Consider the following 24,530-nt stretch of genomic DNA (forward strand, 5'->3'; position numbering starts at 1 on the left):
ATACACAGATTAATAACACTGAGATCACGGAGCTCTATGGGGCTCCGTGATCTTTCAATACTCTCCAATAATGTGCCGTATTATCGCTGTCAATCTGCCATTAGCTCCCAGACTGCGCGGTCGATTCTTTAAAGGACGGAAAAATAATTTGTCGTTTGCGTCTCCCTCAATTCGCTGTCCAACACTCTGCGCAGGACAACAAAACAATAGATACATGAAATCCCCTGTGCCATCAGCGTTGCCACAGCAGCACCGGCAATACCCAAACGGAATCCCATCACAAACAGCAGATCCAAACCTATATTCGTGCAGGAAGCAATCACCATGGCTATCAAAGGAGACCGTCCATCCCCTAATGCCCTTAAAAGAGAGGCTTCAAGATTATAAAACGTGATGACCGTAAGCCCGCCTATCATAACCCGCAGATATGTCAGAGAACCTGCAACAATATTTTCCGGTGTTTTCAAAAGCGCCAGCATCGGCGACGCCACAAGTTCCCCCGCCGCAGTCAGCACAACTGCCGCCCCGATGGTAAGGATGACTGCATTTCCACCCATTTCCATCCCGATAATATGACAAGCCGGTTCTATATTTACAACCGCTTCCCAAATACCTGTTAGATTTCCACATCAAAAACTCTCTTCTTAAAATAGTATTTCCGGTCTTCTTCCGTGATCTCGCGGATCACCCTGCAGGGATTACCCGCAGCAACCACCCCGTCCGGAATGTCTCTGGTCACAACACTACCGCCGCCAATCACTACATTATTCCCAATCGACACTCCCGCGATAATCACGACACTCCCGCCTATCCACACATTATCTCCGACAGTAATTGAGATACCGTATTCATAGCCGGAGTTTCTGGATTCATGATGTAACGGATGTCCGGCAGTATAAAAAGACACATTTGGTCCCAGCATGACATTTTTCCCTATTGTCACCTTTGCAACATCCAAAACTGTACAGTTATAGTTTGCAAAGAAATTATCTCCGACCTCTATGTTATAACCATAATCGCAATGAAATGGAGGCTCTACAAAAACAGCTTCGCCGGTTTTTCCAAACAATTCCTTTAGCAGCTCCGGAATCCTGTTATACTGATCCGGATGGACTTGGTTCAGTTCATAAATCCTTCTTTTACATTCCAGGCGTTCCCTGCTCAATACTTCATCAGATGCAATGTAGGGAAGTTCTGCAAGCATTCTTTCTTTTTGATCCATTTTCAACACTCCTCAAATTCATATTTTTCATTATCGTTAGCTTGCTATTATATTCCTGAAAATTTATTATGTCAATTATCTCCCTAGTTCAAGTACGCCTCGGCGTACTTGCTGCGAGGTGCGCGTCATGCTTTGCATGACACAATACATCTGCGCACCTCTGCAATCCGCCGGAGGCTTTATCTTGGAAGGAAATTGGACTCCCACCAAGACATATTTGTCACAACTCACCACCTATAGAGGTGGGAGTCTTATCTTCTTTCAAGATAAATGCTTCTCTCCTTTCCGTCATAATCACTGCATCTTTTACTTCCAGATTTCCCTCAGAGACAAAGAACCCGAGACTGCGTCCCTGATAATTATACATTCTGAAACCAAAAGCCACATCGTTGTTTACATAGAGTACAGCGATCGTATCCTGTATATAGAGTGCAAGTTCGTATTCTTTGTCCGTCTCCAGAGTAAGCGGACGCTCCATCTCTACCGCATACGGGAACATCTGTCCTCCCTGTTCATACATTCTAAGTCCGGAACGGAACTGAATTCTGTTGAAATCCGGCTCAAACATCAGATAATATCCGAAGTCAAATTTCTCGTCCACCTGCAAAGCAAGGCCAAACCGGGACGGTTCTCCTGTATATTTCAAAGTTGCACGGATACAGCACTGTTCCGGGATTTTCTGCGCAAGCGCAGCCGAATAACCGTATTCCGAGCAGCAGCTGAGGCTGTTATGATCTTTCGTCCATGTTCCTGTCAGCCCTTCTGCATGTATTTCTTCCGACCTGACAAACGCATTGGCTACACTGTCCACCGGGCATACCCCCAGCGTCCCGTCCTCATGCTGCAGGATCTTGTGTACTACAATGGAACCGCCCCAGTTCCAGGTCTGATAGTCCTTTCCAAAATCGTTCCCCGGATCAAATCCCCATCCGTTCTCTCCCCGGGTCGGATTCCATCCATAAATAAAACGATCCTTTCCATCCGTCCCTGTCTTAGCCGCATAAAAAGCTCTTCCGTCAAAGGTATCCACTCTGGGTTTGAGCCATGGTCCTTTTGGGGACCGACTCATACGATAATAGGTACTGAATCCGTCCGTATAACTGGAATAAACCAGATAATACCAGTCTCCCATCTTAAAGAAGTCCGGACACTCATAAGCTCCCTGATGGGTTCGCGGTGCGTAAAGCGGTCTTCTGTATTCCCAGTGAGCCAGGTCATCTGAGACACAGAGCGCTACACAGCCATTTCTCTCAGTTGCACCATTTTCCCGTGCAGCAAGCAGCATCCACCATTTCTGCTCTTCCTCATTCCAGAATACAAATGGATCTCTCCAGTCCGACATCCTGTAGATTTCTCCGTCAGCTGTAAATTTCTCTTCCGGTATATCTGTCCAGTGTACCAGATCGGTGCTGGTCGCATGTCTTGCCCACTGGGCCTGCGGTTCCTGATCAAACGTGCAGTAAAACATGTGATACAATCCGTTCACTTTCAGAATGGAACCTGTCCCTCCGTGAATGTTGGTGGGCGTTTCTATAAAATTCCGGTTGTCCTCCGAAACAATATGATGCCATCCGTACACGACCATATCCTTCGGCGCATCCGGATTCCAGTTCTTTAAATAATAACCTTCAAACCGTTTTGTTTCTTCATTGTAATATGGGATGACATCTCCTGTTTTTGCATACTCCGGTGAGTAAAACAGATCCATTGCTCTTCCTCCTGTCTTTTTTCAAATCATTCATTTGCAAAAGGGCCGCCAATACGGCAGCCCTCGCACATTACTTCATCAAGTACCGTGACACCCAATTAATAATTGGTCAGTTCATAGAACATATCGAAACCTTTCTGCTTCAGTTCCAGCAGTTCGGAAAGTCCCATAGCATCCATTTTATCAAGGTATGCACTCCATGCGTCATCTGTGATTCCGTCTTTTACGATCTCAGCCTTTACTTGATACCAATGTTTTATCACAGAAATAATTTCATTGGAAGTAGAAAACGGGCAGTTGCGGAAGAACCCAAAGGGGCCGGAATAATCAATTTACCACTGTATGTCAAAATCCCCCTTTTTCCAACTGCTTTTTCTCAGCATATTCCTGTTCCAGTTCCTCTGCCAGATATGCATCGCTCATGCAGTGCATATCCGATACACCGTCACGAATCAGCTGATAGACCTCGGAATGGTAAAAAAAATCCAATGCCGCATCCAGTGAAAGTCCCTGCTGTTTAGCAAAACACTCAATGACACGGCTGTATTTTTTCTGAAGTAAAATCGGATTAGCTGTCATAATATTTCACTCCCTTCAAAATGTAGCAAAGACAATGCCTTCTCTGTGCGAAAACAAATTTGCAGGTTCGGCTTTTCATATCGCAGACGGTTGATGGCTTCCATCTTATCAATCAATCCGTCAAAAAACAGTTCCACCGTATTGAATACCTTATCATTGGCAACACCGCCCACAACAAGGTCATAATTTGTCGAATCTTTTCCGCTACGGCAGTTCAGAATAAAGTCCAGCCATTCTTCGGAATACGAATCGAATTTCAATATTTTCAGTTCAACTTTCCGACTTTCATCATACTCATATCGAGAAATAACACCATCTTTTCCACGACGTTTGAACTTTCCGCACCACTTTTCAGCCTGCTCATGCAGTGGCGTGACATAGAAGCCACGTCCGAAGTCAACATTAGGACGGGAATGAACCAAATCCGGCTTTGCAATCTCTAAAAAAGAACCATGATAGAGAATCATACTTTCACACCCCTTTCTTTCATCACATCAAGAAGGTCGTCTACGATATATTCCCGGCTCTGAGTATGCAGCACTTCATATTCCGGCACGATATATCCGTTCAGAATGTCGCTCTTTTCAGTAAATGCCTGATAGACATACTCTGCATCTACACCCAGTTTTGCCGCCACATTTTCAATGCAAAACACGACAAACTCCAACTCACTGGAATTTTTTATTTTTCCATCCTGCATCACAAATTCTACCTCCCTTTACTTAATATTTGTTGCAATTTCAGAAAGAGCAACGTTAATTGACTTTTCCTTTTCTTCCTAACCTAAAACTGTATTTGATAATATTGAATCAAGAATATTATGTTTCACTTCATTACCACCTCTATATCCCCTTCTTATTTGCATTGCGTTTTTATCTCTTCTATAGAATCTTTCAATTCACGCATTTTTGTCACAATTTCAAAATTTTCACCATTTAATTTCCAAATATCAACTGAGCTAATTGTTGTTGCCAACTCTTTCTCCACTTTAATCAATGTATTATAAATTTGTATTTTTAATGTATCCTTTACTTCATCATCATTGCTTTTCTTTTTATTTGCGGTCACCTTCATATCCTTTGCATATAAACCGCGCCCAACTCTTACAATCTCTTTCGTATCAACTAACTGAGACACAGCTCCAGATATTTGACCACGTGTAACATCTTTCCCACTATTTGCTACTATATACTCTTTAAAATCTGGTGCAGTGTACATTCCCCCCTGCCTAACACATTCTTTTATTAGCATTTTAATCTCAGTGTTGATATTCTCATTCCACTCTGTCTCCTTTGTTCTATTTTATCAATTTATTTATTAATTTTATTTTTGTTCATTTTTTATTTAATTGCTAACATCTTTGATCTTCGTATTAAAATTATAATACATGTCAATATCCTTTTCAATATTTTTAATTTATTGTACAATTTCATTTTTTATTAAAACTTTGTCCCGTCAACAGCATTTTGTAATTTTTCGTTTCTTTTTAACTTCATCTCTTAGGCAGGCTTTCGCTCACGCATAAAGCCCCATACCCCACCTGTGAATTCGGATATTCTTCAAATCCCGGGAGCGCTCTGGCTCCTCTTCTTAAGTAAGCTTTCACCTTCTCCCCATACAAAAACGGGTCATTCCCCCATACAATCCCCCACTCCATCAGAAGTGCCGCCCCTCCGGTCACAAAGGGCGTAGCAAAAGAAGTCCCGCTTGCTGTAACCGTTCCTCCCCCTGCCCGTGTCGTCGTCACGTTCACTCCCGGAGCCACAAGATCCGGTTTCACTCTTCCGCCGCCGAGCAGGTAGCCCCGACCGGAGAAATTTGCATAGGTAAGTGTCCATGCATCATAGGCTCCAACCGAGATCACACGTTCTGCAGTCGATGGGATCGTGAGGGAAACATTTTCCTGTGGGAACAAAAATCCGGTTCCTTTATTCAGCACATTTTCACTGGGAAGCCACATTTCATAATTTCCTTCCACAATTTTCTCTGGAGTAAGTACAATCTCCCATATTCCGGAAGTGATATACGTTCCGACCGGGAGAAAATCCAAGTAGATTTCCTGTGCCGTACTGTATGGATTCGGTTCCCCGTAATAAAGAAGGATTTCCGTCTCCCCTACGCGGAAACGTTGTGGTCCCAGCACCTCCCGGATTGGACCGACAATTGTTCCTGCCGACGTTCTGAGAGATATTTCCACCTCGTCAACATAAGATTTCCAGATCTGAGCATTCAGGGTAGGCTGATTCTCCTGAACGGCAAGCTGAATGCGCTTTTCTTCCCCTTCCTGCAATATTCCGGAGATATGCCCGGCGCTTGCAGCCTCATTTCCCATTCCGATACAGATCACACTTTTCCAGAAATTCGAAATATCATCAATAAAACGCTCCAGAAGAGAGGTGCCGTCATGTGACCCATACGTATTCCCAATACTGATATTCACTGCCACCGGTTTCCCTGTCTCAAGTGCCTTCTCCACCACATAATTCAGTCCCATCATCAATTCTGTCGTCCTTGGGAAGCCTTCTTCCCTCGGCCTTCCAAGTTTCACAACAATCAATTCACTTTCACTGGCCACACCGCGATACCGATTTCCACTCCCAAGTCCATTTCCCGCCGCAATTCCAGCCACCGCCGTACCGTGTCCGGACGTATCCGTTACGGGAACCAGTCTGCGCATTTCCAACGGATCATTCTTAAGAAGCGCGTCATCAATCTGCTGTCTGCTATACTCAGCCCCCAGCGCATACCCTGCCGGTGGCGTGCCGGGAGTTGTCTGATCCCAGATACTGACAATCCTCGTCGTGCCGTCCGGATTCCGAAAATCCATGTTTGCATAATCAATCCCTGAATCCAGAATCGCAACCAGCACTCCTTTTCCGAAGAGTCCTTCTGTGCCTTCCGGTCTGCCAGGAATAAAAAGACGGGTATCTTGTACCGAATTGATACAAGATACCCGTCTTCCGTTTTCCACCTGAAAATATAATCTTTTTGGCTTTTCAATATACTCCACCTGCGGCAGATCCGCAAGTCTCTGTATGTCTGATTCCCGTACAACGACGATCGCATACTCATTTTTCAGTTTGGTCACCTGCACGGCGAACTCCCGCACCGCATCCAGGGAGCCGGAATACTTTACAATCAACTCCCATTCTTTTTCAATCGGATAATACCCCACATCCAGATTCAGAGATTTTTCCCGCTCTTCTTCCGTCGCGTCCAATGCGAGATTCAACATATTTTCCAGATTCTGTTCCGTCATTTCAAGAAATCCTATCATTTTGCTTTTTACAATATATGATGACTTTCTAGAATCTTTACTGCTTACATTTTTCGTGTCATCATTTTATCCTCTAATTCATACGATCTTCTCTACATCCTGTGCCGGCAGGATTGTACATCTTTCGTAAAACGGACTTGATTCAGACTTTTATTAATGTTTCTTTTGCCTTGCAAGAATAAAAAGCATGATTAATAAGGTAATAGGGAACAAAAGTCCTACTCCCATACCCACACGAATATTGTCTCCTGCACTTTGAGTCACACGCCCGACAATCCCCGGGCCTATGCTTCCGCCCAGATCCCCTGCCATAGCAAGCAACGCAAACATCGCTGTTCCGCCTGCCGGAAATCTTTCTGATGAAATACTGATCGTGCCGGGCCACATAATCCCGACAGAAAAGCCGCAGATAATACATCCGATCAAACCGGCTATCGGATTCGACGATACAGAAGCAAGCAGGTAACATATCACACATAGTATTCCAGATCCTGTCATAAATTTCATCAGATCCATTTTGTCACCATATTTTCCAAAGATCACACGACTGATCCCCATTGTAACAGCAAACATGCAGGGACCTGCCAGATCTCCAACTGTCTTTGACAGCCCCAGAGCCGCCTCAGCATAAGCCGATGCCCATTGTGCCATTGCCAGTTCTGATGCGCCGGAGCATATCATTAAGCATATTGCGATCCAGAAAAGAGGTTTTCGAAACAGTTCTTTTATTCCCATTCCTTTCCCGTCATCTACCAGATGTTCGATCGGACAAGTAGCAAAATTATAGATATTTATGGCCGGAACAAGTGCCCATAAGACAGCCAGCCATTTCCATCTGTCCATGCCAAACACCGCAAAAAACAGTGTAGAGATTACAATTGTTCCTACCGCTCCCCAACAATAAAAAGAGTGAAGCAGGCTCATCGTCGCCTCTTTGTTGTCAAATGGACATGCCTCTACAATCGGACTGCAAAGCACTTCAATCAGACCGCTTCCGACTGCATACACAATAACACTCAGGATCATTCCGACAAACGGTTCCGGCAAAAGATCCGGCAAAAACGCCAGACCAATGAGTCCCGCTGCCGAACAAACCTCAGAAGCAACAATACAGATTCGATACCCTATTTTGTCCACAAACTTTGCGCAAAACAGGTCTACCAGCAACTGTGTAAAGAAAAAGCAGGTAGAAATCAATGCAATTTTTCCAAGTGTAATCTGATAATCATAATGAAATTTTAAAAATAACAGCGGGGCAAAATTAGCTGCAATTGCCTGTGTAATAAATCCCATATAACAGGCTCTTTTTGTTTTCCGATAATCAGGCATAATCATCACTCCTTTTTTTGTATTCTGCAATATATTTTATTCTCACGCGGTATGATCTGTTTCCGCTGCATTCGCATTGAATTATATAACATAATTATTTGATTTTCATTGATTTATTTCTGATATTTATTGTATAATATCGTAAAATGCATTTCAAAAAAGGAGCGTACAATGAATATAAATACGAATTATACCAAAATCCTTACAGATGAAAATCTGATGGAGACCGTTCAGCACGGCAACAGCAGCTATCCTTTCCAGTTTTATTATGAGGATTTGTCAGTTTTTGATTTCAACTGTATTGAATGGCACTGGCATACAGAATTAGAGTTTATTTATATTGAATCCGGGACTGTTACTTTCTGGATTGGAGAAGACCAGTTTAAATTAAGCGAAGGAGATGGAATCTTCATTAATACAAAAGTACTCCATCGCCTTTATTCTCCATCAAAAGCTCTCATTCCCAATTTCGTATTTATGCCTTCTTTTATTGCCGCATGCGACAGCTTTATTTATCAGAAATATATTCTGCCCGTTATTTCTTCTTCCTTGTCATTTCTGATATTTCATAAAGAAGTATGCTGGCAGGCCAGGGCTTTAACCGTCATGCAACAAATTATTTCTGCCCAGGATTCGGCTGCATCCAAAGAACTCATCACCGTCTCCCTCCTTCAGAATCTCTGGCAGGAAATATTTGAAAATGCAGACATCCCTTCCCCGGAAGAACATAAGGATCATTCCTCTTCTTCTCAGGCCCGGTTACAGCTCATGATGCAGTTTATCCACCTGAATTATTCACAAAACATCTCATTGGATGACATAGCAAGAGAAGCGATGGTCAGCAAGAGCACTGCTTTAAATCTGTTTCGAAAGTATTTACATATTACACCTGTAAACTATCTGATTAACTATCGTTTAAAGCAGGCCAGTCAGTTACTTTCAAAAACCGAAAAGAAAATCCACCTCATTTCTTCTGAGACTGGATTTCATAACGTGGAATACTTTTGCAAAATATTCAAAAAACGCTACAATTTTACTCCAACCGAGTACCGGGAGCAGAAGCATTTTCTGTAAGCTTCACAAGGATCAACTCCATCCAGATACACTTCCCAAATTGATTCCTGATATCCCGCTACACCTTCCTTACGAATCGCCTTCGCAAGTTCCACGAGTTCCGTATCTTCAATCCTATCCAGCATCTTCAGCCTTCTTACGGAAATATTCTCCCTGGATCGGCTTTTCTCATAGTCTTTAGCCGACATATGCCAGTACTCCATCTCTCCCTTATAATAGCGTCGGATTTTCTGGGCAATCAGCAATCCTTCCGGATCAAAGTCTCCCGCGTAGTACACCTTAATCCCCGCCTTTTCAAGCAGGTCCAGCATCATCACTGCACTGAGTCTGGGCTGCCCGTTCATGCACATACATGCTTTTCGCCCTCTCCATGTTCCGCATAACATAGCATATACGGATGGATTTTCCACAATATAGATTTCCTGAGCCGGGCATTCAACCCGCTCCCATCCGGCAAGCACCGCCAGCGGCACCTGCACAGGGTCACCCTCGTCCCGGAATCCTTCCATTCCTGCATGCGCTTTTCCATTCCGATTCCATGCCCGGATTCCCGAAAGCATCACACAATTGGAAACATCGTCTCTTAGTATCCCAACCGCCAAATAAATCCTCTGCTTCTGTAATGCCGGGAACAGTTCCGATTTTTCGACATTCAGCCCCCTGTGCACTGTATCCCATTCTGCCAGAAGCCGCAAAAACTGTCCATCCTTCATGCCGTCATCAAAAGCATGTGGATTCCCGGTCATCATCGCGGCAAATACTGCCAGATATTCCGTTTTCTCCTGATGATATGGAAATGCATTGAGGATCCGGATTCCCAAATGCAGCAGTGCCCTTACTTCTTCTATGTTTTTACCGGATTCTCGGTAACGCTTTGCCAGATAAAGTGATGTCTCACTTTTCTTCTGAATCAGTTCATCCACCCACTGCTGCGCCAAAGTTCCGATACACGATCTTTTCGCATGCTCCAGTTCCAGAAACCACTTCTGTTCCTCTTCCTTTTGCAGCTCTTTCTTCCCCGCCATTTCTTCCCCAAAATATTGTTCCAGAATCTCTTTTGGCTGGCAGCCGTCAAATCTGCTGTTCTTCAGTGCCTTTTCAAACCTGGCCGCAGAAATAGATACACTTTTTTGTCCATGGAAATTTTTCTGAAAAAATCCTTCCAGATCCTCTATGTCCTCTTCGGATAAATTACGCACAGTTACCGTACCGGAGAAGGATCCATAGGACATATATTTTTCCCGGAATCCGCGCAGAAGCCGGTCAAATACCGGCCTCTCCCGGAAATAGTCTGCACATTCTCTAGTCAGCGAACTGGAGAGCCCGTTGTTCCATCTTTTCTTCATCGTCCACCATCTCCTTCGCCTTACCGTTCCACAGATAAGGCATTACGGTCACAAATTTTGCATTTTCCGGTCTGAGGAGCTGGTAAATTGCCAGCGCATCAAGCGTATCACAATCCCCCCAGAGCACCTGTGAATTGATGATAAAATCAAACTGGAATTCCGTCATCAGCCGGAACATATCCCGAATATTCTTATTGTCCACACCGGCAAATGCTTCGTCCAGAGAAATCAGCCGCGGAGCATCCGCCCGTCCTCCCTGGTATTTGGCCACGACCGCCGAGAACAGCGGTACATACATGGACATTGCTTTCTCACCGCCGCTGAAGGTTCCGAAGACACTGTTCGTCAGTTCTTTCTGACGCTCACCGCTCTTCTGTGAAAAGAGCTGGAATTCGAACCATTTCCGATAATCCAGTGTTTCCTTCATCACCTGATAGAAAGAGACCATGCCTTCACTGTCCTTTGCGTGCCGTCTAGCCTCTTCCACCTTGGAACGGAAGTGGAGTGACAGCTTGGCCGCCTCATCCTCCCGCATCAGACGATAGTCTTTTTTCAGAAGTTCCACCAGTTCTTTCGTATCGAGCTGATCCTCTGTCTCCGCCGTTTTGCTTCGCCAGCGCAGGCTCAGTTTCAGACCGCTTGAGGTGTTCATGGCTCCCATCAGTGCGTTCATCTTATCGACCCACGCATTGGAACTGTTGATTTTTCCACGGATTTTCCGGCTCACTGTATTTGCCAGAATATCCTCGAACAGCTCCCTGTCTCCGTCTTTGATCAGTTCCACAAGCTCTGCAATCTCTTCTTCCAGATGGTCAAGTAACTTAGAAAACGGAATCTTTACTCCCTGATATCTTGCCAGAATGTCCATACGTTTCGCCGCCGGGTCTCCCTTTCTGGCAAATTCATCCAGTTCACCAAACAGTTCCGTCTGCATGAGCTGATAATCATTCAGAAATCCCTTGTTTGCAAAATAAACCTCGTTCAGATCCCGAATGATCTTCTCTTTCTGGAGTTCACGGCAGTCTGTGGCAAGATACCCGCATACCTTACCCACTTCCTGCACCAGTTCTTCCGGAATCGCTACATAAGAAAGAGCCATTTCTGCTTCATAGCATTTTCGGAGATACTCTCCCCTTCTTCTTCGCTCTCTGATATTCTCGGCTCCTGCCTCCATCTGATCCTTCAGATTCTTTGCCTGCTCACTTTTCTGAGTTTTCTCCTCCACACAATCCTGCAGTCTTTGCGGATACTCGTTCAGCCATTTCACACAGGCATCCAGCCGCTCTTTGATTTCTTCATAATCCGTTAACTTCAGCTGCTCCTGCACGGAAGCATATTCTGCACGATCTGCTCGCAGCGCTTTTTCTGTATTTCCGGCATCATACCGAATCTGATCCATATCTGCATCCAGATCTTCCATACGTTCACCAAGTTCACGCAAATGAGACACCATCTGTACAAACAGTTCATGACCGGATTTCAACTGATAGAAATGCTGTCCGTATCCGCGAGCCGCCTCATCCGCTCTCAGGAACACCTCGTAGCTGCAGGTCAGATACAGCTTTTCCGCAATCTGTAAAGCTTCCTTCTTTTTCTCTCTTAAGATCTCCGTCATTTCACGAAGCTTTTCTTCCATGAGAAGTCCTTCTTCCTTCATTCGGTCTGCATACCTTGCGGCATCCGCCATCATCCGGTACGCCTCCTTAAGATCCACATCCCCCGGAAATGCTTCGTATTCTTTAGTAAGGAGATCAATGCGTTCCTGCAGCTCTTCTGCCTCTTTTTGAAGTCCCGCCAGCTCCTTTTCCAACAGTTCCATCGCCGCAATACATGCTGCGATCTTCGCCTGACGATTCTGCTCTCTCGCTCTGGTTCCGAGAAATCCGGCTTCATATTCTCCAGTCACGGTTCCTGTCAGAACACCGATCTGGTAAGTTCCCTGTGATGAAATAGATGTGATTCCCTCCCCGTCATAGGCAATATTTCCAAGGATGCCGGTAATCCGTTGATTAAAGAAGATATCATTTACCGAATCATTCAGTTCCAACACATCCAGAATACTTTTTTCCACCCGCTGCTTCTGGACAAACAAGTATTTATCGCTGCAGCCACGTTCCATAGACAGTACCTTTTCTTTGTACTGTTCTTCGATTACAAGCGCATCCAGAATACCCATATAGTACAAAGCTTCTTCCAGTCGGTCACAGGATGCTTTGTCAAGCGCTGTTCCGAATTCAATGACCTTGTAAAATTCCTGATATGGGATCTGCATTTCCTGCAGGCGTTTTCTGTTTCTTAAGACCGCCTCACTGCGCTCCGGCTCCGGCTCTTTATGGTTCTCCCACTCATGGAGCTGTGTTTTTCGTTCCTCGTACTCTGCCTGAAGCTCCTTCACTCTCGCCCGGTTCTTCCAAAGAGTTGCATCCAGTTCTGATTTTTTCCCAATCTTTACATCTGCCACCATCTGGCGAACACTGCCAAAATCTGCCTTCTCATCATAGGTCTCTGCGAACTGCGCCAGTTGTTTCAGCATCTCGCCGGACAGAACAAGCTCCTGATTGCGCCCGTTCCAGCTATAAAGTGCTTCCTTCCATTCGTTCTGCACCTGCACAAACACGGCTTCCAGCTCACTCACCTTCCGACACGCCGCATCCGTCTCCCTCTGATGCTTCTCTCGCTTCTGTAGCAACTCTTCCACCTGCCTCTGCTGTGCATCCACCTCACGCAAAACATGGAGTCCTTCTGAAATATGCTTCTGTGTCTGTAAAAACTGCTTTTCATGCGTATCAAATGCATATGCCGTGCGGAAGTTCTCTTTCAGTTCCATGTTCATGAATGCATGCTCCTGAAATGCCATCTCATCGGCCTCTTCCTGCATTTCCTCCAGAAGCCGGTTCAGTTCCTGCTCCTTCTGCCATATCCTGTCCTGCTCTGCCTTCTTTCTGTTCTCGAATTCGACATACTGCTCCTCTTTGTCTGCGAGCTGCTTCTCCTTCTCCCTCAGCGTCTTTTCCTTTTCTGCAATCCGGTCTGCAAGCTCTGTTTCCTTCTGTTTCAGCCCTACCGCATCACTTTTACTCAGAGAGTCACGTTCTTTTTCCATGGCAATCTTCCCGGCATCCAGATCCATCCTATTCTTTTCCAGCTCCTGCACCCGGGTTTCACACTCACGAATCTGCCGTTTTCTGTCGTTCTCTTCCTTTTCTAAAGATTCCAGCTTCTTTTGATTTTCCTCAAAATTTTCTGCTTTTTCAAACAGAACAAGCCGGTTATACTTATCCAGTACCCGGTTAATCTTCTCTGCCGCCTGCTTTCCCTCCTGTCTGGCTTTCAGGTTCAGGTTCATAGTATCCATATTTTCAATCGCCTCAGACATCGGACGAAGATCCTCATCCGACAGCGGCTGCAGCGAATCACTCAGAATATCATTGATGACAGAAGGTTTAAAATCCTTTGACAACTTCGGTGTACGAAGCTGGATCAAAAGATCGATCATTTCTTTATACTCTTCCATCGTCTCAAAACCGAATACCTGACGGTTTACAAATTCCATGTATTCTATCTGACGGTCAAATACCTGACCGCCACCCTGAATGCGATTTTCCAATTCCTTACGGGAGAGTGTTACCTTCTCATCTGTCTCCTTGTACAGGAAAAAATCCTTTCCGATTCTTCTCCCGTCAGTCAGGCCAAAATACCATTTATCCAGCGGTTTTCCTCTCCTTGCACGGATTCCCATCCCAATGGTGAGATAGGTATCACTTTCCTTCCGCCTGAATTCCAGATACAGATATCCCGTGCGTTCGTCCCTTCCATCGTCCTCCTCCAGGAGATAACTGCTCATCTTTCTGTCCCGGGAACCAAAGGGATCCAGTCGCTCCGGGCTCATATTTCCGTCCAGAAGGAGGGGAACCACACTCTGCATAGTGACAGATTTTCCCGAACCGTTCGATCCACGCAGCAGCATTCTTCCTTTTACGAAAGGGAACTCCTGCTCATCATAGTACCAGAAATTAATAAGACCGATTTTATTTGCCTGCCATCTACTGTTCATTCGTATTTCCTCCCGCATAATCGTCCGGATAACATCCCGTCATCTTTCCCGCCGACGGATATATGATCACCTGATGCTCCTTCTCCTCACATTTGATAAAGGTCCACCGCTCCAGATTCTCCGTGATCTCACGCACAAACTCCCCTTCCGGCATCTCCCGGTAATTCTTTGTGAATCCGGATCCCGACTCAGCCTTTACTTCTCTTAACATCTGCTCAAACTCGATCTCTTCAACACGAACGGTATCATCATTCCCGGTTTTCCATGCTCCGCTCTCCACTTTCTCGCGGATTTTTGCGCAGCACAGGAGCAGAATATCCGACAGCGCATTGTTCCCGGGAAATGTCGTTCCGATATGGCAGTCTTCCCCTGCCAGAAGAAATGCACTTCCCTTGTGAATATGCACCTGACAATCAAAATTCTGTTCCAAATCCTCCGCAAGTCTGCGGCCGTAGTATTTTAAGTATTCAAAATCCTCCTCTGCTCCGGCGTTCCGATACATCCCAACCGAAAACAGCAGCCGTTTGTAAACGCGGTGTCTTCTTGCGATTCCACGATCCTCATTCATTTCGAACCAGTCACTCTCACGGAAGTCCTCGGGTCTTGTATATTCCATGATATCCCTTGAAAAATTTCTCATAAAATATCTGGATGCTCCTGTATTTTCATACAGCACTTCCCCGGACTCTTCGTCCATGAACACATCGTCGCTTCCATCCGTCACCTTCACAATCCCCTGTGCCACTGCATACCGAAGCACCTTCACCATTCTCCTCCGGCTGGTATATAAGGTCCAGTCCACCGGCTGTCCCGGCATATTGGCGGAAACATACTCTGTAAGCTGCGAGAGGATGAACTGCTCCTCCGCATCCTTATCCTCCAGAAACATCAGCAAAATACAAAGAAATGCATATTCCTCTCTTGATGTAAATTCTTCGATTCCCATAAAACTTTCCGGTATCGCCGGAATCTTCTCCATTTTTACAAGAAGTGAATTTTCTATGACTTGACATCCCATCTTATCTGTTGCAAAACGCCGGATTTCACCAATCGAATCTCTGACTTTATAATACAGTTCTTTGTCCTCCGTTTTCAGAATCCAGCGCTTTTCCAGTAATGCCTCTAACTCTTTCATTCTCCCGTTTCCTCTTGAAATACGATCGCAAGCTTCGGCATCGTAAAGTTTCCGTCCTCACAATGCACCACACAGCTCTCTTTTGCCTCTCTTGTATCCAGTACATACAGTCTTCCGTCATCCGTCCGTGCCGTATAATCTGCATCCTCCAGCGCATCCGACAGCCATTTCAGCAGGATTTCCCGCACTCTCGGCTCAATAACCGGAAGGGATGCGAAATCGATCCGCCCATCCCGCTCCAGCATTTCAATCTTCCTCCTGTCCTCCCGAAGCTGCTCCAGCATCTGCTTTCTGGTCTCTTCCTTTTCCCTTCGGCTGTCTCTGATAGAACTTCTCCTCGTTTTCTCACGGTATGTTCTCACTCTGGGTTTCAGCAACAGCTCCAATGCCGGCTCCTCATATACACCTTTGTTCATACTGTCCGTCTCTCTCGGGCTGTCCCCTTTTAAATGAAATGGTTTCTCCAGTCCGAAAACCATTGCCGACATTTTGTGTGCTTCCTGTACATCTTCACACTTCAGGAACAGTTCCGCCACCTTTCGGTATTCTTCCCTGCGGTTCGCTCCCAGTGCATTTTTCTCGCTCAGCTGCGCCGCATACCGTGTAATCCTGCGGATAATCTCATTCGTTGCATCAAACAATTTCCCGGCTTCATTTTCCTGCCCATTCTCCGCCACAAACCAGTTACGGATGCTCTGATAGCGCCCTTTCGTCTTCTCTTCAATGAGCTCCGGAGATACTTCCACATCTATCCTCGGAATCGACAATTCATACTGGTTCACCTTGTCCAGCACTTGATGAAGCAGTTCCGGATCCAACATCCGCAGATTCTCTTCGATTACGCCCACATTTCTCTGCAATCCCTTGATGAAATTTCTCAGATACTCCACCAGTTTATCCTTAAATACCAGGAATTCCTTCGTCCGCATCATTTCTTCTGCTTTCACACTGTTCAAATCGCGAATGTAGTCCTGGTAATTCTGGTTCAGCCGGATAAAATCATTGTTCAAATCCTGCCACCATGTATAAACTGTATTCAAATCCGCCCCGCCCATTTCCGGAAATCTCGCAACACTGCGCCGGATCCGCTCCAGAAGGGTCGGTTCCAAAGACGCTCCTTCGATGAAGAGATTCTCCAGCCTGAGTACCAGACGTTCAATTTCCACACTATACTCCGACATCTGATAACGGAACTTCTTATTCTTGAACTCTTCAATGGAAGAAACCTTTCTGGTATCCTGAATCGTAGTCAGATTCTTCCATTCCACCAGCGCAGCCAGATCCTGCTGGCACTGCTCCATCCGATATTCAGAAAAATACGGATCCTGTATCATCTGGGCATAGACATCCTCCTGGTACATCCAGTATTTCAGTTTTTCATAATTCTCATAAAAAATGCGCATAATGCTCCGGTATCGGTCAACATTATCCGCATTTAAGTACTTCGCCTCCGTAAGTGGCCTTGTTAATTTGTCAGTTACATGCATGATTTTCTGTCCTCCGCATTACTAATGGCAGTATAGCTTATGCGGCAGGAGATTGCAAGGTTTTTAGGTTTCCATTTTTCCAATACTTGTGATAAGATAGCAATATTCTATTTCTATTCCTAAAAAATCTTCTTAATTTTAAAAATGATAATACAGGCGACCACCACGATAACGCTCAAAAGAATCACACCGGGATAGCCACTCTCCAGTTCCGGCATATTTTGAAAGTTCATTCCATACCACCCGGTAATCAATGTAAGCGGGAAAAAGACAGTAGATATGATCGTCAAAAACTGCATATTACTGTTCTGTTTTGCATCCACTTTAGCCTGATAGGCATCATTCACCTGCCCGGCATACTCCAGAAGATGGGACGTTTTATTCATCAGCCGCTCTGCTCTGTCAGAAATCGTCCCAAAATACTTTAAGTGCTTTTTGGCAAAATAGTGATTTTCGTTCTCTTCCAAGGCCTTCCCTACGTCCATGATTTCATCATAGTATCCCCGCAGGATCAGAAGTTCGCGACGAATAGTGGCAATGCTGGATTGAAAATTTTCAGTATGATCCCGATGAACCGCTTCTTCTAATTCCATCAGTTTTTTCTCGAACTGTACCAGATATTCCAGATCTCGATTCATAAACTCTGCGATAAAATTAAACAAGAATATTTCTTTCGTCTTATATCTGGTGCTCTTTCTGCGTTTGATTCTGGAAACAAGTCTTTTTGAAAATCCATCATCAGCAACCAATACTACCTTATCACTTGTAATAAAAAACAGAATTCGATAACGGCTTCCCTGTACATCGAGAAGCTTCGGGATACAAAAGGAACCTGTCAGGCAGCCCTGCTGTGCTTCGATCTTACAAAATCCGATATTACCGAGCTCAATGTCCCCTTCATATACAATCCCATTTTCTTCAAGGACTCTTGCCGCACGATGTGAATCTGTAATGATCGGTTCAAACCCTATACTCTTTTCAGTTTTCACAGTCTCATTATTTTGTTCTGTTTGTAAAATCTGATCATCCAACATTTTTCCACCTGAAGATTCTAATTTTATAATACTTTACTTCCGTTTGCCGTAAGTTTGAATCTGGCTCCTAATAATTCTGCAGCCTTCCTGCACATCATCATCCTTCCAAGAAATATTTCAAAGTATTCATACATTGTACAGATTTCTTCATCGATCTGTAGATTTAACGTAATAAGATTTTTCTGTGCATTCACTTTCACTGTTGCACTGGTCACTGCATAATTAACACGGTCATGTTTATCGAAGCTCGCTTTCTTAAGATATCTTTATATTTCAATTTTCCTAGTCTTCCTCATATTCAAGAAAATATCGTAGTCCTACCTGTCCCTGTACTGCATCTGCCATATTGATACAACAGTTTCCCATTCGGTCTACCGAATGAATGATTTTATTAAATGGCTCAGTCAATTTTGCAGAACATTTCCCTTTTCCAACACGCTGTACATGTGACTTACGCATCTTAATACCTAAATCCATTATCTGTTCTTTTTGCTTCAATATCTTCTTGACACTCTCTGTGTTCCCGGTAATCATCATATCTGCCGACTGCACAAACATTTTCTGAATCAATTGAAGACTTTCCTCCAAATCATCCATTGCCTTTCCGGAATACTTATATTTCTTTTCTTCTTTATCTTTCATGGATAATCCTATTTCTCTGCATAAAGCACCCATACGATCCACATCACTCAGTACATACATGATACCAGCTGTCTGTGTTGCCTGCTCTTCCGTAAGACCCCCTGAGGCAAATAATTCCGCCAGATATTCCGTAATTTTATCATACAGACTTCTGGTATCTTCTGCATTTTCAATTACTTCACTGATTTTTGCAATGTCATTTTTCTTCAACGACGAGATTAACGCAATCAGATTTCCCTCCACCAATTCCGTACATCTTACGATTTCTTTTGCTACCAGCTGAAGTGCTGCTGTCGGCTGGCCAATAAGCTTAGAATCCAGATACATCGGCTCTGAATTGGAGTAAACCACCGTTTTCCCATCCGGAATGATTTTTGTAACAATTTTCACCATCAGCCAGATCAATGGAATCCAGATCAATGTCATAGTAATATTGAAAAATGTATGTGCATTTGCAATTTGTCTTGAAATCACCTCGATTTCAGGTCCTTTCGGAGATATGTAACGAATCAGTGCCGCATAAGGATTTACAAACCAAATAAATAATAAACATCCTGAGATATTAAAAATACAATGTGCTACAGCTGTTCTCTTTGCATCTTTGGACTGACCGATGCATGCCAATAATGCTGTGATTGTTGTTCCGATATTATCACCTAAAAGAATCGGAATTGCCCCGGCGAGCCCCAGCATACTGCTTACTCCATCCGGCCCCGGCTGTGCCGCGAAATTCTGAAGAACCGCGATAGTCGCGCTGCTGCTCTGTACTACAAGAGTCATAAATGTACCTACAGCAACACCCAATATCGGGATATCCGCCACCTTGGCAATCAGATCAGTAAATACAGGGCTGGAAGCCAATGGCTTCATAACGCTTCCCATTGTCTCAATTCCAAGAAACAAAAGACCGAATGCAAAAATAGTCTGTCCGATATTCTTTGCCTTCTCCGATTTCGTCACAAAATTTACGATAAATCCAATAAATATAATTATATAAATGTAATCACTTAACTTAAACGCAATAATCTGTGCCGTCATTGTTGTACCGATATTGGCACCCAGAATTATGCTGATTGCCTGGGGCAGATTCATAAGCCCTGCGCTGACAAAGCCAATCGCCATAACTGTTGTCGCACTGCTGCTCTGTAAAACCGCGGTAGTAAGGGCGCCTGCAATCACTCCCAAAATCGGATTTTTGGTTAATAATGCCAGAATGCCTTTCATTCTTTCCCCGGCTGCTTTTTGCAGACAGTCGCTCATCATATTCATTCCGAAAATAAATACCGCCAATCCTCCCAGTAATCCAAAAATCACTTCCAAAGAACTATTCATCGCTTTATCCTCCTGCCGGTTTTCTATTGGTTCAGATCATTCCAATTACTCATTTTTCCTGTATAAATGAGCCGTAACTCTTCTAATGTAATGTCATCCAGCGGATTGTTTGCTTCTACAATAACGACAATATTATCTCTTGCTATCGTTTCATAATCCAACAATTCCTTCTCGTAATCTTTCAGATTTCTGGAAGACATGCCAAAATCACATTCTCCTGACATTGCTTTAGTCAGTCCCTTTGAAGAGTCTGTTGCAGTTACAGTAATCTTAGCATTTGTATTGATTTTTTCATAAGCCTCTGCCAGCTGTTCCATAAGCGGCGCTACGGAAGTGGAGCCCTCTATTGTTATCTCACCTGTAGCCTTATTAGACAGAAAAGAACTGCTCTTTGCCACCTGAACATAGTCTTGCCCAACAATTTCCTGCCCGGCACCATGGATATAAGTCAGGAAATCCTGTTCCAGTTCATTCAGTTTTCCGGAATATGCCAGATAGAAATCCCGGCTTAACGGATATTTCTCGTTTTCTTCAGGTTTTCTTCCTTCTATATTCAATACTTTGACTTTTTCACTGCCCTTAAGTGCAGCTTCTGACACATAACCGATCGCCGACCGGTTGTTTTCTACATTATGAATCACTTCTTCTGCATCATTTGCTGTCAAAGCGTCCTCTGTTGTAAGATCCGTCTTTCCGCTGCTGCTATCTGCCTGAAAATCCGCCATCTGTGCAAATGTACTTCTGGTACCGGAACCTTCTTCTCTGGAAATGACCTGAATTGTTCCAAATTCTTTTAGTCCTTCTACTTGCTGCCGCTCTCCGGACTTGCTTTGTCCTGACATACTGCATCCTCCCAGAAGAAACATCATGCTTGCAATAGCAACTGCTATTATCATGCTCTTTTTATTCATCGTATCAACTTCCTTTCTTACTACATACCATTTTCTTTGGAAGCCTTTTCTGCATTACTGTAAGCCATTGCATAGAACATTTCCTGAGAATTTAGTTTTACATCGTTTAGATTGCGATCAACATAAATTCCTTTTGCGGTCAGAGCTTTTCCTTTTTCATCGTCATTCATCATATTATCAAACATCCAGTCCAGACGCTCTTTCAGTTTCTCATCCAAAATCGGTGTTGCCACTTCGACACGGCGAACCGTATTTCTTGTCATAAAATCAGCCGAAGCGATATATACTTTTTCACGCTCCTTTGTTCCGAAACGATAGATTCTGGAATGTTCAAGGTAACGTCCCACAATGCTGACAACCTTAATATTATCTGTATACCCTTCCACACCCGGAACCAGACAGCAGATACCTCTGACGATCATTTCTATTTTTACTCCCGCCTGGGAAGCTTCGATCAGTTTATTGATAATCACCTTATCCGTCAAAGAATTGATCTTAATACCGACATATCCTTCCTCGCCTTGTTTCACGTGTTCAATCTCCTCATCGATCATTGCCAGCACTTTGTTCTGAAGACATTTTGGTGCTACCAGAAGGCAATTGGTCTCTTCTACCGTTTCGCCTCTTAACAGGGCAGCAAATACTTCTGCCGCTTCTTTTCCGATTTCCTGATTTGCTGTAATCAACGACAAATCGGTGTACAATGCAGAAGTCTTTTCATTATAATTACCGGTTCCGATTTGTGTAATATAAGAAACCCCGTCTTCTGTTTTTCTTGAAATCAGGCAGAGTTTGGAATGAACTTTATATCCATTCAATCCATAGATGACGCGGCATCCCGCTTCTTCCAGTTTTCTTGAATATTCAATATTGCTCTCCTCATCAAAACGGGCACGAAGTTCCACCAGAACGACCACTTCTTTTCCGTTTTCAGCAGCTTCAACAAGCGCATCCACAATCTGACTCTTATTTGCAAGACGATATAATGTCATCTTAATCGAAACAACAGACTCATCTTTGGCAGCTTCATTCAAAAGACTGATAAATGGTTTGATACTTTCAAATGGATAAGACAGTAACACATCTTTCTCCAGGATCTGCGGAATCAAATCACTTCTGTCATCCAGTTCCGGTGTTTTCCTCGGTGTACGTCTCTGGTAGAACAGATCCTCCTGAGCTGTATTTTTCAAATAACTCTGAATCGCAAACACGAAAGACATATCAAGTGGAACCCGGGACAAAAAGACATGATCTTTTTCCACATTAAGCTCTTTGCATAAAGAACTGATCATTTTCTTATTCAATTCTCTGGAAAGTTCCATTCTTACCGGATTCATTCTTCTCCTCTGTTTGATCAGTTTCTCCATTGCCTCACGGTAATCCAGGTCTTCGTCATAGATCGTCTCAGTATCAATATCTGCATTTCTGGTAATACGAATCAATGACTTCTCTTTCACTTCATATTTCTTAAACATTTTGGGAAGGAAATGAAGAATCAGTTCCTCTGATAACATAAAAGTTCCTTTTCTTGTCGGAATATCAATCAGTCGTTTAAAGACGTTATTGCTGCATGGAATAATTGCAGTTTTTGTTTTTCCACTCTTCGTTGCCAAAAGCGCCACTGCATAAATATCTTTGTTTTTAAGGAATGGAAATGGCTGCTGTTTACTTACTATATTTGCTGACAAGTATGGTGCAATTTCCTGATCAAAATAAGTTTCCAAAAGCTTTCCTTCTTCAGCGGACAATTTGTTGAAATTAATTAAACGAATCCCTTTTGGCTCTAATTCTCCCATAAGCTGCTCATAAATTACTGCTTTTTTCTGATCCAGTTCTCTGGTAGCCTTAAGGATGGCTTTCACCTGTTCTTCACTGGTCATATTGGTCTTATTCTCACGTACGACCTCCGAAGATTCCATCTGATCCATCAAAGTACCGACTCTTACCCGATAAAATTCATCAAGATTTGACTGATAAATGGAAGCAAATGTCAAACGTTCTGCCAGCGGTACACGCGGATTTCCAGCTTCATTTAACACCCTCTCATTAAATTTCAGCCATGACAACTCTCTGTTCATCATATAAGGTATGCTCGCATTTTTCTCTGTCTTTTTCTCTGCTTTCTTCATCTGAATTATTCCTTTCAAAATCATGTGATCTTCATAGTCTGGAAAATTATAGTATGTTATTGTCAAAAACGAGCAATATCTATGTAAATTTTAAGTAAGATTTCTTTATAAAATAAAAAGGATACTTTGTACCAATTGATACAAAATACCCTTATTTATCTTCTTCAATTAAAATCCTGATATTTAGTTAAATCCAACAATCCTTCTCGCCACAATATATGCCAGAGAAGAAATCTTTCTTCCTGATCTTCCCGGAAGATTCATCGTCTGTCCAAGAATACCATACCGGATCTTCCAGTAAGTTTTATAATCTCTCTTCTTTAAATACTGCCAAAGCTCATGCTTTTTCTCCAGATTTTCCTTTGATTTTGAGCGAATCAGAAGAATAGAGGACACTGTCATCATGATTGCCAGATAATTCGTCATGTACTGACGAAGCTTTTTATTCGTTACCATCCGCATTTCATACATGTCGATCATTCTCTTTGTAACAAAGATCTGCTGATCCACCCGGCTGATCATCACTTTTTCATTTACAGACTGGTCTTCTCTTCCGATATAATAGCGGTAAAAGTCCACGTCCAGATAATAAATCTTGCGCACATGCGGGAGCGGATAATATACATAAATGTTATCCACATAAAATGTATGTTTCGGCAGTTCAAGCTGACAGAGCTTCAGGAAATCCGTTCTATAGATCACAGAATGCATCAATATGTACTGTCCCAGATGAAAACGCTTAATATCATCCCACCCAAAAATCTGATTCTCAGGAAGTACATTCTTGTATTCAATGACTTTCTTATGTGTCATTCCTTCCTTTTCATATACATAATTGGAAATCAGCATATCTACCTGCTGCTCATCCGCTTCAAAATCCTTAAGTACTTTCAGAATTTTCTTAAGCGCCTCTTCATCTACCCAGTCATCACTGTCCACAACTTTAAAATATTTTCCGCTGGCATTCGCAAGACCGAAATTCACTGCATCACCATGTCCGCCGTTCTCTTTATCGACTGCCTTGATGATTCCCGGATACTGCTCTTCATATCTATGCGCAATCTCCGAAGTTGCATCCTTCGATCCATCATTTACAATAATAATCTCTACATCTTCCCCACCCTTCAGGATTGATTCCACTGCGCGCTCCATATACGCTGCGGAATTGTAACACGGAATTGCAAAAGAAATGTACTTCATCTTGTTTTCTCCTCTTGATTTCTTTTTAACCTCTTCCGACTTAGTATAGCTCATTTTATCATCTTTTCCAA

The 24,530-nt window shown here is 43.6% G+C and carries 21 protein-coding genes; 1 reads left to right on the top strand and 20 read right to left on the bottom strand.

Annotation, left to right across the window (positions count from 1 at the left end):
- Positions 1-128: 128 nt before the first annotated feature.
- The 10 genes from ACTNA4_RS03690 to ACTNA4_RS03735 all read right to left on the bottom strand — a co-directional run bounded on the left by ACTNA4_RS03690 (position 129) and on the right by ACTNA4_RS03735 (position 8,115).
- A complete protein-coding gene (locus ACTNA4_RS03690) occupies positions 129-557 on the bottom strand; it encodes an MATE family efflux transporter (protein ID WP_441028586.1) in 429 nt (142 codons plus the stop codon).
- Between the two features lie 59 nt (positions 558-616).
- Positions 617-1,222: a sugar O-acetyltransferase gene (locus ACTNA4_RS03695; RefSeq protein WP_441028588.1), complete on the bottom strand. Its 606-nt coding sequence runs from the start codon at positions 1,220-1,222 to the stop codon at positions 617-619.
- Positions 1,223-1,442: 220 nt separating this feature from the next.
- Complete coding sequence (locus tag ACTNA4_RS03700; RefSeq protein ID WP_441028590.1) at positions 1,443-2,930, bottom strand: family 43 glycosylhydrolase; 1,488 nt, start codon at positions 2,928-2,930, stop codon at positions 1,443-1,445.
- 98 nt (positions 2,931-3,028) lie between these two features.
- Positions 3,029-3,193: a hypothetical protein gene (locus ACTNA4_RS03705; protein WP_441028592.1), complete on the bottom strand. Its 165-nt coding sequence runs from the start codon at positions 3,191-3,193 to the stop codon at positions 3,029-3,031.
- Between the two features lie 82 nt (positions 3,194-3,275).
- The gene (locus ACTNA4_RS03710) at positions 3,276-3,509 is read right to left on the bottom strand and encodes a DUF3791 domain-containing protein (RefSeq protein ID WP_441018910.1); all 234 of its coding nucleotides are present in this window, start codon (positions 3,507-3,509) and stop codon (positions 3,276-3,278) included.
- Positions 3,506-3,976, bottom strand: a complete 471-nt coding sequence (locus tag ACTNA4_RS03715; protein WP_427806750.1) for a DUF3990 domain-containing protein — start codon at positions 3,974-3,976, stop codon at positions 3,506-3,508. The genes ACTNA4_RS03710 and ACTNA4_RS03715 overlap by 4 nt, the downstream gene beginning before the upstream one ends.
- Positions 3,973-4,209, bottom strand: a complete 237-nt coding sequence (locus tag ACTNA4_RS03720) for a DUF3791 domain-containing protein (RefSeq protein ID WP_427806818.1) — start codon at positions 4,207-4,209, stop codon at positions 3,973-3,975. Before ACTNA4_RS03720 ends, ACTNA4_RS03715 begins: the two co-directional genes overlap by 4 nt.
- Positions 4,210-4,364: 155 nt before the next feature.
- Positions 4,365-4,760 (bottom strand): hypothetical protein, encoded by a 396-nt coding sequence (locus ACTNA4_RS03725; protein ID WP_441028594.1) that lies wholly within the window; start codon positions 4,758-4,760, stop codon positions 4,365-4,367.
- 241 nt (positions 4,761-5,001) lie between these two features.
- Positions 5,002-6,768 (bottom strand): S8 family peptidase, encoded by a 1,767-nt coding sequence (locus tag ACTNA4_RS03730; protein WP_441028595.1) that lies wholly within the window; start codon positions 6,766-6,768, stop codon positions 5,002-5,004.
- 171 nt (positions 6,769-6,939) lie between these two features.
- The gene (locus ACTNA4_RS03735) at positions 6,940-8,115 is read right to left on the bottom strand and encodes an MFS transporter (protein ID WP_441028597.1); all 1,176 of its coding nucleotides are present in this window, start codon (positions 8,113-8,115) and stop codon (positions 6,940-6,942) included.
- 171 nt (positions 8,116-8,286) lie between these two features.
- Here ACTNA4_RS03735 and ACTNA4_RS03740 point away from each other — a divergent pair, with 171 nt between their 5' ends.
- Positions 8,287-9,189: an AraC family transcriptional regulator gene (locus ACTNA4_RS03740; RefSeq protein ID WP_427808140.1), complete on the top strand. Its 903-nt coding sequence runs from the start codon at positions 8,287-8,289 to the stop codon at positions 9,187-9,189.
- Here the strand turns inward: ACTNA4_RS03740 and ACTNA4_RS03745 are convergent.
- The 10 genes from ACTNA4_RS03745 to ACTNA4_RS03790 form a co-directional block, all read right to left on the bottom strand.
- Positions 9,141-10,535: a TIGR02679 domain-containing protein gene (locus ACTNA4_RS03745; protein WP_441028598.1), complete on the bottom strand. Its 1,395-nt coding sequence runs from the start codon at positions 10,533-10,535 to the stop codon at positions 9,141-9,143. The two genes, ACTNA4_RS03740 and ACTNA4_RS03745, sit on opposite strands and share 49 nt — an antisense overlap.
- Positions 10,492-14,589 carry a TIGR02680 family protein gene (locus ACTNA4_RS03750; RefSeq protein WP_441028599.1) on the bottom strand — a complete coding sequence of 1,366 codons (4,098 nt, stop codon included), beginning with the start codon at positions 14,587-14,589 and terminating at the stop codon, positions 10,492-10,494. The genes ACTNA4_RS03745 and ACTNA4_RS03750 overlap by 44 nt, the downstream gene beginning before the upstream one ends.
- Complete coding sequence (locus ACTNA4_RS03755) at positions 14,579-15,724, bottom strand: TIGR02678 family protein (protein ID WP_441028600.1); 1,146 nt, start codon at positions 15,722-15,724, stop codon at positions 14,579-14,581. Before ACTNA4_RS03755 ends, ACTNA4_RS03750 begins: the two co-directional genes overlap by 11 nt.
- On the bottom strand, positions 15,721-17,211 hold the full coding sequence (locus tag ACTNA4_RS03760) for a TIGR02677 family protein (protein ID WP_441028601.1): 1,491 nt from the start codon (positions 17,209-17,211) through the stop codon (positions 15,721-15,723). The genes ACTNA4_RS03755 and ACTNA4_RS03760 overlap by 4 nt, the downstream gene beginning before the upstream one ends.
- Positions 17,212-17,330: 119 nt before the next feature.
- A complete protein-coding gene (locus ACTNA4_RS03765; RefSeq protein WP_441028602.1) occupies positions 17,331-18,245 on the bottom strand; it encodes a magnesium transporter CorA family protein in 915 nt (304 codons plus the stop codon).
- Between the two features lie 23 nt (positions 18,246-18,268).
- On the bottom strand, positions 18,269-18,460 hold the full coding sequence (locus tag ACTNA4_RS03770; protein WP_441028603.1) for a hypothetical protein: 192 nt from the start codon (positions 18,458-18,460) through the stop codon (positions 18,269-18,271).
- A gap of 67 nt (positions 18,461-18,527) precedes the next feature.
- On the bottom strand, positions 18,528-20,219 hold the full coding sequence (locus tag ACTNA4_RS03775) for a Na/Pi cotransporter family protein (RefSeq protein WP_441028604.1): 1,692 nt from the start codon (positions 20,217-20,219) through the stop codon (positions 18,528-18,530).
- Between the two features lie 23 nt (positions 20,220-20,242).
- On the bottom strand, positions 20,243-21,130 hold the full coding sequence (locus ACTNA4_RS03780) for a substrate-binding domain-containing protein (protein ID WP_441028605.1): 888 nt from the start codon (positions 21,128-21,130) through the stop codon (positions 20,243-20,245).
- A gap of 20 nt (positions 21,131-21,150) precedes the next feature.
- Positions 21,151-23,259 (bottom strand): polyphosphate kinase 1, encoded by a 2,109-nt coding sequence (gene ppk1 / locus ACTNA4_RS03785; RefSeq protein ID WP_441028607.1) that lies wholly within the window; start codon positions 23,257-23,259, stop codon positions 21,151-21,153.
- 183 nt (positions 23,260-23,442) lie between these two features.
- Complete coding sequence (locus ACTNA4_RS03790) at positions 23,443-24,459, bottom strand: glycosyltransferase family 2 protein (RefSeq protein WP_427818957.1); 1,017 nt, start codon at positions 24,457-24,459, stop codon at positions 23,443-23,445.
- Positions 24,460-24,530: the final 71 nt, after the last annotated feature.

The organism is Bariatricus sp. HCP28S3_A7 (genome assembly GCF_052066375.1).
Lineage (GTDB): Bacteria > Bacillota > Clostridia > Lachnospirales > Lachnospiraceae > Allocoprococcus.

Bases quoted from the DNA above. Each gene is read 5' to 3' on its own strand.
- ACTNA4_RS03755 (WP_441028600.1), bottom strand. From the start codon at position 15,724: ATGAAAGAGTTAGAGGCATTACTGGAAAAGCGCTGGATTCTGAAAACG.
- ACTNA4_RS03715 (WP_427806750.1), bottom strand. From the start codon at position 3,976: ATGATTCTCTATCATGGTTCTTTTTTAGAGATTGCAAAGCCGGATTTG.
- ACTNA4_RS03710 (WP_441018910.1), bottom strand. From the start codon at position 3,509: ATGACAGCTAATCCGATTTTACTTCAGAAAAAATACAGCCGTGTCATT.
- ACTNA4_RS03730 (WP_441028595.1), bottom strand. From the start codon at position 6,768: ATGACGGAACAGAATCTGGAAAATATGTTGAATCTCGCATTGGACGCG.
- ACTNA4_RS03765 (WP_441028602.1), bottom strand. From the start codon at position 18,245: ATGTTGGATGATCAGATTTTACAAACAGAACAAAATAATGAGACTGTG.
- ACTNA4_RS03725 (WP_441028594.1), bottom strand. From the start codon at position 4,760: ATGCTAATAAAAGAATGTGTTAGGCAGGGGGGAATGTACACTGCACCA.
- ppk1 (WP_441028607.1), bottom strand. From the start codon at position 23,259: ATGAAGAAAGCAGAGAAAAAGACAGAGAAAAATGCGAGCATACCTTAT.
- ACTNA4_RS03775 (WP_441028604.1), bottom strand. From the start codon at position 20,219: ATGAATAGTTCTTTGGAAGTGATTTTTGGATTACTGGGAGGATTGGCG.
- ACTNA4_RS03790 (WP_427818957.1), bottom strand. From the start codon at position 24,459: ATGAAGTACATTTCTTTTGCAATTCCGTGTTACAATTCCGCAGCGTAT.
- ACTNA4_RS03735 (WP_441028597.1), bottom strand. From the start codon at position 8,115: ATGCCTGATTATCGGAAAACAAAAAGAGCCTGTTATATGGGATTTATT.
- ACTNA4_RS03690 (WP_441028586.1), bottom strand. From the start codon at position 557: ATGGGTGGAAATGCAGTCATCCTTACCATCGGGGCGGCAGTTGTGCTG.
- ACTNA4_RS03740 (WP_427808140.1), top strand. From the start codon at position 8,287: ATGAATATAAATACGAATTATACCAAAATCCTTACAGATGAAAATCTG.
- ACTNA4_RS03695 (WP_441028588.1), bottom strand. From the start codon at position 1,222: ATGGATCAAAAAGAAAGAATGCTTGCAGAACTTCCCTACATTGCATCT.
- ACTNA4_RS03760 (WP_441028601.1), bottom strand. From the start codon at position 17,211: ATGCATGTAACTGACAAATTAACAAGGCCACTTACGGAGGCGAAGTAC.
- ACTNA4_RS03720 (WP_427806818.1), bottom strand. From the start codon at position 4,209: ATGCAGGATGGAAAAATAAAAAATTCCAGTGAGTTGGAGTTTGTCGTG.
- ACTNA4_RS03745 (WP_441028598.1), bottom strand. From the start codon at position 10,535: ATGAAGAAAAGATGGAACAACGGGCTCTCCAGTTCGCTGACTAGAGAA.
- ACTNA4_RS03780 (WP_441028605.1), bottom strand. From the start codon at position 21,130: ATGAATAAAAAGAGCATGATAATAGCAGTTGCTATTGCAAGCATGATG.
- ACTNA4_RS03750 (WP_441028599.1), bottom strand. From the start codon at position 14,589: ATGAACAGTAGATGGCAGGCAAATAAAATCGGTCTTATTAATTTCTGG.
- ACTNA4_RS03700 (WP_441028590.1), bottom strand. From the start codon at position 2,930: ATGGATCTGTTTTACTCACCGGAGTATGCAAAAACAGGAGATGTCATC.